11 protein-coding genes, 1 other RNA gene and 1 pseudogene are annotated in these 13,489 nt (G+C 37.2%); 2 read left to right on the top strand and 11 right to left on the bottom strand.

Going from position 1 to position 13,489, the window contains the following annotated elements; translation table 11 throughout:
- Positions 1–157: 157 nt before the first annotated feature.
- The 4 genes and pseudogenes from AC6ER9_RS00500 to AC6ER9_RS00485 form a co-directional block, all read right to left on the bottom strand.
- Complete coding sequence (locus AC6ER9_RS00500; protein WP_497074534.1) at positions 158–784, bottom strand: hypothetical protein; 627 nt, start codon at positions 782–784, stop codon at positions 158–160.
- An 836-nt stretch (positions 785–1,620) separates the two neighbouring features.
- Positions 1,621–3,446, bottom strand: a pseudogene (locus AC6ER9_RS00495) (aminopeptidase P family protein).
- Between the two features lie 18 nt (positions 3,447–3,464).
- Positions 3,465–4,334: a 50S ribosomal protein L11 methyltransferase gene (locus AC6ER9_RS00490; protein ID WP_497074533.1), complete on the bottom strand. Its 870-nt coding sequence runs from the start codon at positions 4,332–4,334 to the stop codon at positions 3,465–3,467.
- Positions 4,335–4,360: 26 nt separating this feature from the next.
- Positions 4,361–4,942: an SCO family protein gene (locus tag AC6ER9_RS00485; protein WP_497074532.1), complete on the bottom strand. Its 582-nt coding sequence runs from the start codon at positions 4,940–4,942 to the stop codon at positions 4,361–4,363.
- 138 nt (positions 4,943–5,080) lie between these two features.
- Between AC6ER9_RS00485 and AC6ER9_RS00480 the strand changes: the two genes are divergently transcribed.
- Positions 5,081–5,710 (top strand): DapH/DapD/GlmU-related protein, encoded by a 630-nt coding sequence (locus AC6ER9_RS00480; RefSeq protein ID WP_497074531.1) that lies wholly within the window; start codon positions 5,081–5,083, stop codon positions 5,708–5,710.
- A 55-nt stretch (positions 5,711–5,765) separates the two neighbouring features.
- Here the strand turns inward: AC6ER9_RS00480 and AC6ER9_RS00475 are convergent, their stop codons facing one another.
- From AC6ER9_RS00475 to ssrA, 5 genes are all read right to left on the bottom strand, one after another.
- Positions 5,766–8,102 carry an ATP-dependent helicase gene (locus AC6ER9_RS00475; RefSeq protein WP_497074530.1) on the bottom strand — a complete coding sequence of 779 codons (2,337 nt, stop codon included), beginning with the start codon at positions 8,100–8,102 and terminating at the stop codon, positions 5,766–5,768.
- Positions 8,103–8,214: 112 nt separating this feature from the next.
- Positions 8,215–8,466, bottom strand: a complete 252-nt coding sequence (locus AC6ER9_RS00470) for a ribbon-helix-helix domain-containing protein (RefSeq protein ID WP_497074529.1) — start codon at positions 8,464–8,466, stop codon at positions 8,215–8,217.
- Positions 8,453–8,659: a DUF4169 family protein gene (locus tag AC6ER9_RS00465; protein ID WP_497074528.1), complete on the bottom strand. Its 207-nt coding sequence runs from the start codon at positions 8,657–8,659 to the stop codon at positions 8,453–8,455. Before AC6ER9_RS00465 ends, AC6ER9_RS00470 begins: the two co-directional genes overlap by 14 nt.
- 7 nt (positions 8,660–8,666) lie before the next feature.
- The gene (locus tag AC6ER9_RS00460) at positions 8,667–9,221 is read right to left on the bottom strand and encodes an SspB family protein (RefSeq protein ID WP_497074527.1); all 555 of its coding nucleotides are present in this window, start codon (positions 9,219–9,221) and stop codon (positions 8,667–8,669) included.
- Between the two features lie 169 nt (positions 9,222–9,390).
- Positions 9,391–9,747, bottom strand: a transfer-messenger RNA (tmRNA) gene (ssrA, locus tag AC6ER9_RS00455).
- 96 nt (positions 9,748–9,843) lie between these two features.
- Between ssrA and AC6ER9_RS00450 the strand changes: the two genes are divergently transcribed.
- Positions 9,844–10,149, top strand: a complete 306-nt coding sequence (locus tag AC6ER9_RS00450) for a DUF2853 family protein (protein ID WP_497074526.1) — start codon at positions 9,844–9,846, stop codon at positions 10,147–10,149.
- A gap of 68 nt (positions 10,150–10,217) precedes the next feature.
- Here the strand turns inward: AC6ER9_RS00450 and AC6ER9_RS00445 are convergent, their stop codons facing one another.
- Both AC6ER9_RS00445 and AC6ER9_RS00440 read right to left on the bottom strand, forming a co-directional pair.
- Complete coding sequence (locus AC6ER9_RS00445; protein WP_497074525.1) at positions 10,218–11,525, bottom strand: MFS transporter; 1,308 nt, start codon at positions 11,523–11,525, stop codon at positions 10,218–10,220.
- Positions 11,526–12,086: 561 nt separating this feature from the next.
- A complete protein-coding gene (locus tag AC6ER9_RS00440; RefSeq protein WP_497074524.1) occupies positions 12,087–13,391 on the bottom strand; it encodes an MFS family transporter in 1,305 nt (434 codons plus the stop codon).
- Between the last annotated feature and the right edge of the window lie 98 nt (positions 13,392–13,489).

Raw genomic sequence — 13,489 nt, 5'->3', positions numbered from 1 at the left:
TGATTGCTCTTATGAAGAAGATATAAACTCTCTCATAGCACAATAAGAGATGTGACCGACTAATTGTTTACTCTTTACGTGAGGAACTAATAAAAAAACGACACTAGATAGTTATATATAATAAATAACAATGGTATTTCATTATGTATCGTGATTTTTATCTATATTTATCAGGCATCATGATATGATATACTTGTCCAATTTCATTACAAAATTTTGGATATTCTGTAATGCGTCTAGCGTCGTAATTTTTCTCCTGGCCTCCCTTATCTCTTTCAAATTTCTCGGCATTTGAAATCTCATTTATGAGAGCAAGTATAGTGTATGAGAATATTTCAGAATCAAATACCATTTGTGCATATTTAAACATTGGATCTGTAGAATTCATGACTAAATTTTTTTCCCAAATAAAATCACTTTCTTTCCAATTATATTGAGAACGTAACTTCTGTATGTACGTGGGCAGAGATAGCGCTGGAAGCTTTTCATTATAAACACCTTTCAATAAATCTACAAGGCATGCACACCAAACAACTTTTGTATGAATATATTTCACGTTTTCTGGGACAAGCACTATCATATCATGATTTAAAACATGATATACACCATAACTTTTAGCATCTAGATATAGTTTTGCTCGTTTTAGGTATTCGTCATATACACCATAGTGATATTGTTCAGTTACATATTTTTCGTAAAGTTGGTTGTATTCATTTTCAGTAATAACTCGACTTTTAGAAAATGCAGCAATAGGAACTCGTCTAAATTGATTAATTTCCGTCAATATAGAAGGTCCAATATAGTATCCCAATAATCATATTACGGAAAAAAATAAAATTATACGTATTAGGATAATCACTTTAATGGTAAATAAGGATATAGTTTATTAAGATCTATCTTTAGAGTTTTTTATCACGGTAAGTCATAAAATCTATACTTTATTCTATCTCTTTCAAAGTATTTGTGGTTTTTGTAAAGAGCTCTAAAGATTTTTCACTTCTATAGCTATCTTGTGTTGTGCAGTTTTTGAGAGCTTCTCTATAAAATAACATGATGTCTGACTGTTGCTAATAAAGAAAATTCTTTAAAAGGTAATGTTATAATTATTCTACTTCCTTTAAATTCTAACGACTTAAATCCTCCCTTATAGCAGATTTTGTTTATTTGTATCAATATGTATTATAATGATTCACCACTATCGAACATTATTCAAGAATTGCAAAATGATATATTGTTGACTCATAAGGTAAACCGAAAAGGTGAAAACTATAAATCAATATGCATAAATTTTGAATCCAAACGCTGTAATACGCTGATTATAATTGATATGAAAAAAATGATGCCGAGGGTTACAATTAATATAATGAAATTTACCTTGTTAAGAAAAATAAGGTTATAATTTGTTTGGAGATAATGGAAGAAAAGTTGATCATTATAGCCTGTTACAAGTGGATTCCATTCTGTTTTAGAGTGTTTACTGTATCAAAAAAACTTGAAGCATGTCGAAAGAATATTTTTTGCATTTTCTGATGGTAAAGACACATTCTTCTCTTAAAAAGAAAGAAAGGGTGTTATTTTATAAAAATAGCTTAGAAGGTATGTGTACTATTTTGCCTCATTTTAAAGAGGCAGTGTTGCCTCTTTTGTCCATTTTTTATCTTCTTCATTAAGGTAAGGGGCATTCATCTGATAAACACGCGCATGATAATCATTGAGCCATTGTTGTTCTTCTTGTGTCAAAAGCTCTGGAAGAATGAGTCTTCTATCAATAGGGCAATGGGTAAGCGTTTCAAACGAAAGCATTTCTATGTCTCCACCAGCAATTTTTTGTGCTGGTTTTACGATTATCAAATTTTCAAGACGAATACCAAAAGCGCCTTCGCGATAATATCCAGGCTCATTGGAAAGAATCATCCCAGGGATCAGTTCTTGGCATCCTCTGCGTGAAATATTTTGTGGGCCTTCATGAACAGAAAGATAAGAACCAACGCCATGACCTGTGCCATGGGCATAATCAAAACCGGTTTTCCATAAGGCAATGCGTGCAAGAGCATCAATGTCTTGTCCGCGTGTGCCTTTTGGAAAACGTGCAGTTGAAAGAGCAATCATGCCTTTGAGGACAAGCGTGAAACAGCGTTTTTCTTCTTCTCCAATATTTCCAATGGCTACTGTGCGTGTGACATCTGTCGTGCCATCACGATATTGTCCACCTGAGTCCACAAGATAAAGCTCTCCAGCTTTGAGTTGTTTATTGGTTTCATTCGTTACACGGTAATGAACAATGGCACCATTGGCTCCTGCTGCTGAGATTGTATCAAAAGAAAGATCTTCAAGTTTTTCTCCCATTTCTTCTGCTGTGTGTATGCGAAATTCTTCTAATTTTTGAGCGGCAGAAATCTCATTTATCGTGCCTACTGTTTGTCTATCTAACCAAGCAAAAAAACGGGTAAGAGCAACACCATCGCGCAGATGCGCTCCCCGTGCCCCTTCTAATTCTGTGGTATTCTTAATGGCACGCGGTAGAGCAGCAGGGTCGGTCAGTGTAATGAAAGAGCTCTTTTCTTCTTCAATGACAATCCGTAATTTTTCGCATGTTAGCTGTGGATCTAAGGCAAAAATTGTTCCTTTTTGCACATATTCTTTGACTTTTGAAAGAAGTTGTTCTGGTTCATATAATTTTGCATAACGTTCTAGATATTGTTTTTGTTCTTCACCAAGTTTTTTATTGTCAATGAATAAGACTGGGGTTTCGTTGAGTGGAATGAGAGCAAAGCAAAGAGAAAAAGGTGTATTGGAAATATCATGGCCTCGTATATTGAATATCCATGCAATAGAGGAGGGATCTGTGAAAATAAAAGCATTTGCACGGGCTTGCTGTATACTTTTGCGAATTAAAGCGAGTTTTTCATCCGTATCGCATCCAGCATATTTGAGTGGATGAATGGATAAGGTAGATTGTGGTGGTTGTGGTTGATCATGCCAAATAAGGTCAATAGGATTTTGTTGAACTTCTACAAGTTTTCCGCCAGCTTTTATCTCTAAAGATTTCTTTAAGGTTGCTGTAGCGGCGATTGTGTGGAGCCATGGGTCAAAACCAATAGAAAGTTTTTGTCCATTTTTTTCAAGCCATTGCGAGGGGGGCAGGTTACGAGATCTTCATAGTTAAAGATATGAGGATCAGTTTGTTGGCGAACTTGGAGTTTATAGCGTCCATCTGTAAAAATAAGGGCTTTGTTTTTTAAAATAAGTGCGATCCCTGCGGATCCAGTAAAGCCTGTAAGCCAGCTTAAGCGTTGTGCATGAGGTGGAACATATTCCCCTTGATGTTCATCGTTGCGTGGAACAAGAAAACCATCGAGCCCAAGGCGATCGAGCTCTTTACGAAGGCAAGAAATGCGTTCAAGAGCATGTGCGGGATTTGTTGTTGCTTCAAAAGATTGATACATAGCAACGTCCTTTTCTTTTTATTTCAGATGTATCGTAACCCAGTCGTGCCGATGGTACGTTTCAATATGTTTGAGTCCGTGTTTTATATAAGTGTCTAAAACATGAGGATGCTGTTCTTCAAGAATTCCAGAGAGGATAAGTGATCCCCCTTTTTGAAGAACTTGAACCATTTCTGTTGCAAGTTCAATGAGCGGATTGGCAAGAATATTGGCAACAATGAGATCAAAAGGAGCCCGTTTTGCAATTTGATTATGGGTAAAACCTGTTGCTGTAACAGCTGTAATATATTCTTTTACACCATTAAGCATGATATTATGTTGTGCAACTTTAATAGCAACGGGATCAATATCGGATGCCAGAATAGAAATGGGCTTGAGCTTAGCTATGCCAATAGCTAAGATCCCACTGCCCGTTCCAAGATCAAGAGCATTTTGTGGATTTTCGTGTTTCATGACTTTGGCAATCATTTCCAAACAACCAACTGTTGTTCCATGATGTCCAGTACCAAAAGCTTGATTTGCGTCAATTTCAATGGGAAGAACATTTGCTGGAATGGCGTCTCGATTATGACTTCCATGAAGGAAAAAAGGACCTGCATGTATTGGTTTTAGTCCTTCTAGACTTTTTTTTACCCAGTCAATATTGGGTAAAACTTCTCTATTAATTTTATCAGAATCGATAGAAAGGATGTTTGCAAAACGCCTCGCAATGCGTTCTTGATTATCTTGATCGACATATAGAGATAGCTCATAGAGAGCACTTTTTTCGTCTATCTCTGTAAGAGCTAGGGGATAGCCTTCTTCCTCAAAAGCGATTTCTAAAAGGGGATAAAGCTTTTCTGCTTTATTTTTTAAAGCAGTATAATAAAGGCGAATTTGCTGCGACATCCTATTCTTTCTTTTGATCGGCTTTTTTAGTTTGAGATGAGCTTTTTTAGCCGTTCAATGGCGATTTCATCTTTTAATTCACTATCGCTTTCTTTCGTATCATAACGAATAACACCTGCTAACTTTCCACCTTTTTTGAGTAAAAAAATCGCTGCTGTATGGTTGTAAGTATAGTTTCCATCCGTTCCAGACACTTTTTCAGCAATGATATTGAAAGAATTGACCATTTTATGAACTTTTTCAGGATCTCCGCTAATGCCAACAATCTTATTAGAAAAATTACTGAGATATTCATGAAGTACTTCAGGGGTATCACGTTCAGGATCAACGGTCACGAACCATTTTCCTAATTTATTACTCTGAGGACCAAGAGCTGTAAGCCATCGATCAAGATTCATCAATGTTGTAGGACAGACTTCAGGGCACATCGTAAAACCGAAGAAAATAATTGAAGGTTTACTGCGAACATCCGCTTGCGTAACAGTTTGTCCATCTGAATCAGTGAGCGTGAATTCATCACCCAAAGGTTTGTTGATTAACGTATCATAAGTAAAAATTCCCGCAAGAAATATAACTGTTAGCCCTAAGATGCGGATTACATTTTTCATAACTTGTCTCTCTTAAAAGTACCCAAAAATTCTAGCATTGGCAGGTTTATATTGCAATGTTTGTTTCATGGTTGATTTTATGGGAGTGGTTGGTATGTCTTTCCATATCTCTTGATGAAACAGTTGATGGAAGGCCATATGAATATTGAGAATGATCTTCGATTCCATGAAAGTAAACCGCGTATTCATACGACGGCACGATTGCATGGTTGTAAATTGGGGCGCTATGTGGAAATTAATGAACGGGTTATTTTACGGGATGTAACTGTTGGGGATTTTTCTTATTTAGAACGTAACAGTGAGGCTATTTATAGCGATATTGGTCGTTTTTGTTCTATTGCATCTCATGTGCGGATAAATGCATTGGAGCATCCCATGGAGCGCGTTTCAACACATAAAATAACCTATCGTCCAAATGAATATTTTCGTTATAGGGCGCTCGATGGTTCTTTTCGAGAAAGGCGTTGTGCAAAACGTGTTATTATTGGGCATGATGTATGGATTGGGCATGGAGTGGTTATTATGCCTGGGGTAACAGTGGGTCATGGGGCGATTATTGGAGCTAATGCTGTTATAACGAAAGATGTTATGCCTTATACGATTGTTGTTGGGGTTCCCGCTCAGAAGTTGCGGATGCGTTTTCCCGATCATGTGATCAAAGATCTTTTAGCTATGGCTTGGTGGGATTGGCCGCTGGATAAAATTTACAATGCAGTGCCTGATATGCAAAATTTATCCATTGAAGCTTTTGTTAGAAAATGGAAGTAAGTTTCAGAATAAAATCAAGTGGTTTTTTGAAAAAACGGATCGTCGTTTGTTTTTGTTAAGCTTTGTCGACAAAATTATCCAATACACGTTTTTCTCCCGCTTTTTCAAACATTATTGTCAATTTATGATCATCTATTGCGGTAATGTAACCATAACCAAATTTTATATGAAAAATTCGATCATTGACAGAAAAATTTGATGCTGCATGGGAAATTGATTGAGCGATAACTTTCCCTTCGATATTCTTGTTTTTTTGTGCACGCTTTTGTCTTGGTGCTGCGTAGTCATTATAAAAAGCATCATGATATTGAAAAGAGGATTGTCCATAACCACCATAAGATGTTTCCATAGCTATGGCTTCTACATGTTCTGCTGGTAATTCATCGAGAAAACGGGAGGGAAGAGCAGATTGCCAAAGTCCGTGAACTCTGCGGTTGGATACAAACCATATATGTAGATATTTTTTTGCTCTTGTAAGTCCTACATAAGCAAGGCGCCGTTCTTCTTCTAAGCCTGAACGTCCCCCTTCATCTAATGAGCGTTGATGGGGAAAGAGTCCTTCTTCCCAACCTGGAAGAAAAACGGTTTCAAATTCAAGCCCTTTGGCAGAATGAAGTGTCATGATGTTGACGGCATCCATGCTTTCATTATTGTCCGTTTCCATTACGAGTGAAACATGTTCTAAAAAGTTTTGAAGACTTTCAAATTGTTCTATGGAACGGATCATTTCTTTAAGATTTTCTAGACGTGTAGGAGCCTCTGGTGAGCGATCTTCTAACCACATGGTTGTGTAACCGGAATCATCAAGAATGATTTCGGCAAGTTCCCTGTGGGGCGTGTCTTGGAGCATATTTTGCCAGCGACGGAAGTTTTCAATAAGGCTTCGTAAGGAACTGCGTGCCTTAGGCTTTAATTCGTCTGTTTCAATAATGTCAGAGGCGGCAGCAAAGAGAGAAACAGCGCGTGCTCGCGCACTTTCATAAAGGATGCGTAAGGTTGCATCGCCTATGCTGCGTTTAGGTGTATTGATAATACGTTCAAAAGCTAAATCATCAGCGGGTTGGACAACAACACGTAAATAAGCCATGGCATCCCGTATTTCCATGCGCTCATAAAAACGAGGTCCCCCAATGACTCGGTAGTTAAGGCCAAGTGTTACAAAGCGATCTTCAAATTCACGCATTTGAAATGATGCGCGTACCAAGATAGCCATATTATTTAATGCATGACCGGTTTGTTGAGCGCGTTCGATTTCTTCTCCGATTGCTCGCGCTTCTTCTGTTGAATCCCATGCTGAATGAATTTTTACTTTTTCTTCTTCACTCTTTATTTGAGCGGAAAAAAGCACTTTCCCCAGCCGTTCTTCATTATGAGCAATCAGATGCGAGGCGGCTTTCAGAATATGGGATGTTGAGCGGTAATTGCGCTCTAAGCGAATAATTTTGGCAGAAGGAAAATCTTTTTCAAACCGTAATATGTTTTCGACTTTCGCACCACGCCATCCATAAATGGATTGATCATCATCGCCAACACAACAAAGATTAACATTTTGTCCTTGAGGATGTTGTGCCAAAAGGCGAAGCCAAAGATATTGTGCTGTATTTGTATCTTGATATTCATCGACAAGAATATAGCGAAATTGAGAATGATATTCGCGAAGAATATCTGGATTGCGTTGGAGGATAGAGATAGAATGAAGGAGAAGATCACCAAAATCACAAGCATTAAGATCTTTTAATCGATTTTGATAACTATGATAAAGTTCGCGTCCCATGCCGTTTCCAAAGGAATGTGCCTCACTTTTTGAAATATATTCTGGTGAAAGTCCTTGATTTTTCCAAGAATCAATCATCATGGCAAGGTTTCGTGCAGGCCAACGCTTATCGTCTAAGCCTTCAGCCTGAATGAGCTGTTTTAAAAGGCGAAGAACATCATCGCTATCAAGAATTGTAAAGTTTCTTTTTAAATCAACAAGCTCTGCGTGGCGGCGTAAAATTTTAGCACCAGTGGAATGAAAAGTTCCAAGCCAAGGCATCCCTTCAACAACTTCACCAATAAGTTCACCAATACGTGTTTTCATTTCACGGGCTGCTTTGTTGGTGAAAGTGACAGCAAGGATTTGTTGAGGAGAGGCAAGTCCAGAGCGCAGAATGTGAGAAATACGGGTTGTTAAAACGCGTGTTTTTCCAGTACCAGCACCTGCAAGAACTAGAAGAGGCCCCTCAGTATTCATGACAGCTTGTTGTTGTTCTGGATTGAGCTGTTCTAAATAGTCTATGTTATGTGATTTTTTTTCTTTTAGAACATGGGAAGAAATCCCAGAGTTTTTTTCATCATGGGATGGGGGAGCATCTTCTTCAAAGAAAGGTATGTTATCGGAAAAATTATTCATTATACCTTTTTTTTAATCTTTTTTTCATGAAAGTGCTAGATTTAAAAAACTTTTCTTTTACAAATCGCAACAGTTTTCATTGAACGAGAGATGTTAAAATAAAAGATCAGGACTAAAGACGCTGAGCGAGAATGCTTTGAAGAGCATAAACGCGCAATGAGGCTGAAAGGTTAACTTGTTGCGGTCTTTTACTATCGATATCGGTAATAATAAAGGCTAAAGATTGTCCTTTTTTGCGGGCTATATCTTTTAAAATATCTAAAAATGGTGGTTCTAAAGAAACGCTTGTTGCGTGTCCATCAACACGAACTGATATCTTTCTTGGAATAACTTTTGACCAATCGATAGAATTATTTTCGTGCATCTTTCCCCCTTTCTTCGTCGTTTTTTAAACGATTTTGATCAAGAAATTTTTGCGTTTTTAAAGATTTTTTTTGCTCAAAAAGTTTTTCAGTTTTTGTTCGTCCAAAACGATAACGGTTTTCTTCAGCATGAAGGGCTTTTTCTGCACGCTTTTTTTGTTTTTGAAATTGACGGAGGTTAATCGGTTTGGTCATGAAAAAATTATTTTTTCCGAAAAGAATCTAAAGAGACAACATCAGCACTCTGTTTAGTATCGTTATTTGAAGGTTCTTTATTGGTCGTGCAACTTTGTTCTTTTGTGAGCGTATTTTCTTTTTTTTGTTTGTCTGATAGAGCAATGGGGGTAGATGGAATATTTTCTGCATTTTCGCTTTCTGTAGATTCTGCAGAGGGAAGTTTTGAAGGCAGATCAAATGCTGCTTCAAATGCTGCTACAGGATCGTAAAAGACTTGAATGGAAGTAAAAGGAATAACGAGTTTTTCGGTAATTTCCTTGAAAGAGAGGGTCACTTCGAAGGCTGTTTCTGAAACACTGAGATCTCTAAACTGATGCTGCAAAACGATGGTCATTTGTTCAGGATAGCGACTTTTTAGCCGAGAAGAAATTTTAACGCCTGCGGCATTTGTAAAAAAAGTTATAAAAAAATGATGATTTCCCGGAAGACCTGCTTTGGCAACTTCCGATAAAACTTTACGGATAACTCCACGAAGCGCATCCTGAACGAGAATATCGTAACGGATTTGATCTTTAACCATTGAAGTTTATTCCTTTTATTTTACTTAGCAGAATGGGTCATATTGATCTTGTATTAAGAGAATGTATTTAAAATTAGCAGTGTTTTGTCTACGAAGCCCTCATTTGAATCGAAAAAACACGAAGAATAATGTCTGATAATGTCTGAAAGATCAATCAATAACATTAAAAAGTGAAGGCTTCTGTTGCCAGGTGCCTTCGAACCCCGCTTAAACCTGCGACGGTTTAAGAGTCAACTTGAAACATTCACACCACCTTAAGCGGCGAGACGTGCTTCCGCATAGTTGTCATTTGCAACTACTCATTTAGCCCGATAACGGTGGTACAATGCCGAGTAAAAGAGCGATCTTTACACCCTTGTCGATCCTATTTCGCCCCCACCAAAATATAATTTTGGTTTCTTATATTTTGGTGGAGGCGCCGGGTACCGCCCCCGGGTCCAATAGGTTTATTTCACCGTCCATTTATTACCATAGCTGAAAAGTCAGCCTCTTAAATATAGATGAAGAACAGTCTTAGGAAAAGGGGGGGTTGTTAATATTTTTAATCCTCTAATTATTTATGGAGCTATGTGATGCGGCGGTGAAGTATAGCCGCTCATTTTTGGAGAGGAGATGATGCAAAATGAAAAATAATCTAGCAGATATTAAAATATATGATTCAAACCCTGATGAGGCTGCAGTTGAGCGACTTAGCCATCGTTTAGCTTTGGTGATGCAAAAGCAAGATGCAGCGCTCGTTGCGACATCGGATCCAAAAGAGTTGGAACGTGTTGAAAAATGGGTTAAAGATGTTTTAGAAGTTGATGAGCAGAGTGCTAAAATGGCTGTTGCACAAGTTTCTCAGATGATGGTTGGGGAACGTAGAAAAAGTCGTATGACTTTTTATTACTTAGTTGCTAAGCAACTCAATGCACTTCATAAAATTTAAATGATATTAAATTTGTGATCATGATAAAAAAGCCCAAAAAATTGGGCTTTTTTTATTTATAGAGGGCGTTAACCTTTTTCATTGTCTTGGAGGTATCCTCCGTTACGCATACTCGGGACAAAGAGAAGCGCAATAAATGCCATGATCATCACGACGGTTATGTAAAAATAAAAGAGTGATTCATGACCGTACTTTTTTAATCCAAGCGCGACGTATTCAGCAGAACCACCAAATAAAGCGTTACCAATGGCATGAGAGATGTTAACGCCTAATGCACGTACGGAAGAGGGAAACATGGCTGATTTTACAACACCAGATATGGATGTATACATGCCCATAATAAAGAGCAAGCCAATAATGACGGAGAAGGCAACCCATACGCTATGGGTGTTACCGATTATCCAGAGTCCAGGAAATGTAAAGATGGCAGAGAGTATACTCCAAATGATAAGTAAAGTTTTTGTGCCAATTTTATCGGCAATGATACCTGCTATGGGCTGGAACAGGATAAAAATAAACAGTACCGCTGTCATAATCGTTGTTGCGGTATGTTTATCAAAGCCTGTGGTTGTGATCAGATATTTTTGCATATAAGTCGTAAAGGTATAAAATGTGAGCGATCCGCCTGATGCAAAGCAGGCAATTACCACAACGGCTTTTGTATGTTTAGTGAGAAGTTCTTTAAGACTACCAGAGTGTTTGTGAGAGCGGCTTTCTTTTGTGGTTGTTTCGTGGAGCGAACGACGTAGATAAATCGCAACGAGTGCTCCCACGCCCCCAATGACAAAAGGGATACGCCATCCCCATGCTTTTAACTGATCTTCAGTAAGGTAAATGGCTAAAATAAATATAATGAAACTGGCAAGAAGCTGACCAGTAATAAGGGTGGCTGATTGGAAAGAAGCAAACAGCCCACGATGTTTTTTGAGAGCAACTTCGCTTATATAAGTTGCTGCTGTACCATATTCTCCCCCCGCTGAAAGTCCTTGTACCATTCGCGCTAAGAGTAAAAGGATTGCTGATGTTATTCCTAGGGTTTCATAGGTGGGAAGTATGGCGATGAAAAAAGAGCCTCCACACATCATAAAAATGGATACAAGCATTGAGCGTTTACGTCCATAACGATCGGCAATAAATCCTAAAAGCCAAGCGCCAATAGGCCGCATAAGAAAGCCAATAAAAAAGACCCCTGCAGTTTTTAACAGTGGTGTAATTGTATCGCCATCTGAAGGAAAAAATTGTGATGCAAAATAAATCGACGCAAATGCATAAACATAAAAATCAAACCATTCTACGAGATTTCCAGATGCGCTTGCTATAATAGCAAAAATACGCTTTCTTGCATCATGCGATGCTGAAATTGTTTCATTTGTCATGAGTGTTCCCCTTTTAAATTTATAGTTTATATTTTTTAAACTTAATTTTTTGTGATTTCCAGAAAAATTCACTTGTATAATGCTTATTTTGATAAAAACTATTTTAAATAACGTACTCTGCTTAATTTTTACTATTTATTATTTTGTATAAATAAGTAATTTTATTACTTTTAATAATTAAACATACTAAAAACGAAGTAAATAAATATAAATTTATAATAATATTTTTATATAAAATAGTATTAATTAATAATATAATACTATTATTTTACTTTTCTGTAACAGTGTATAATTTATTTAATTTATCTGTTTCATAACAGGTATTTTTATATTTTTTAGTGACTTCATTCATTAGAAAAAAATATTTATAAGTTTCAAGAAGGCATTGCGAGGAAGCTTAATTTATGAAAGTGACATGTCAAAGTTATAGAAAGTATCTGATAACTTTTTATTATGGGGAGTAAGCTGAGAAAATGGATGTCATAATATAAAAATGGGCTTTTTATGTGCTAATGATAAAAAAGCCCCGTTTATTGGGGCTTTTTTACATTTTATGGAATATTAATGGGTCTCATCTTGAAGATATCCTCCTTTATTTATATCCGGCATCAAAAGAATCGCGATAAGCGCAATGATCATCATGCCGATTATGTAGAAAGGAAATACAGATTCATAACCAATTTTTTTTAATCCAAATGCAACGTATTCAGCAGAACCACCAAATAGCGCATTGGAAATTGCATAGGACAACCCAACACCCATTGCACGGATTGAGGCTGGAAATACTCCTGCTTTTATGATCCCTGCGATGGATGTGTAAAAACTCATGATACAAAGCATTCCAACAATAATGAAGAATGCAACCCATACATTATCTGTATTCCCAATGGCTGTTAATACAGGAACTGTACAGATGATGGATAAGATTCCCCAAAGAACAAGTGAAGTTTTTGTGCCAATTTTATCCGCTAGAAAACCAAATAGAGGTTGAAGCAATATGAAGATAAAGAGTGCAGCTGTCATGATTGTTGTTGCAGTTTGCTTATCAAAACCAGTGGTTGTGATCAGATATTTTTGCATATAAGTGGTATAAGTATAAAATGAGAGAGAACCTCCCGCTGTAAAGCCCATAACCAAAAACAAAGCTTTTTTGTGATTGCGAAAAAGTTCTTTAAGGCTACCAGCTTGTTTTTGAGAGCGGCTTTCTTTTGTGGTTGTTTCATGAAGCGAACGACGTAGATAAAGTGCAATGATTGCTCCCACGCCACCAATGACAAAAGGAATACGCCATCCCCACGTTTTTAATTGATCTTCTGTCAGATAAAGTGCCAAAATAAATATAACAAAACTGGCAAGAAGTTGACCGGTGATAAGTGTTGCATATTGGAAAGAAGCGAAGAATCCACGGTGATTTTTTAGAGCAACTTCGCTCATATAAGTTGCAACCGTTCCATATTCACCCCCCGCTGAAAGCCCTTGTAACATTCGAACTAAAAGTAGAAGAACGGCTGCTGTTGTTCCAATCATTTCATAGGTGGGGAGGAGGGCGATGAGAAAAGAGCCACCACACATCATAAAAATAGAAATGAGCATCGAGCGTTTACGTCCATAGCGGTCTGCAATGAAACCAAAGAGCAAACTTCCAATGGGGCGCATAAGGAAGCCAATAAAAAAGACCCCTGCAGTTTTTAGCAGTTGTGTAATAAGATCATGATCTGAAGGAAAAAATTGTGACGCGAAATAAATAGATGTAAATGAGTAAACATAAAAATCATACCATTCTATGAGATTTCCTGATGCACTAGAGATGATAGAAAAAACACGTTTCCTTGTATCATGTGGTGCTAATGTTGTTTGATTTTTCATTAAAGTCTCCCCTTTTACATCGATCAGTTTTTCTCTTTAAAGTTGTTTACGATGTATATCATCAAAATACAATTGTATCATGATAATTTCTTAAAAAA

The organism is Bartonella sp. SL317 (assembly GCF_059687655.1).
Note: the sequence above shows the minus strand (reverse complement) of the source record. Positions and strands in the feature narration are given on the sequence as shown.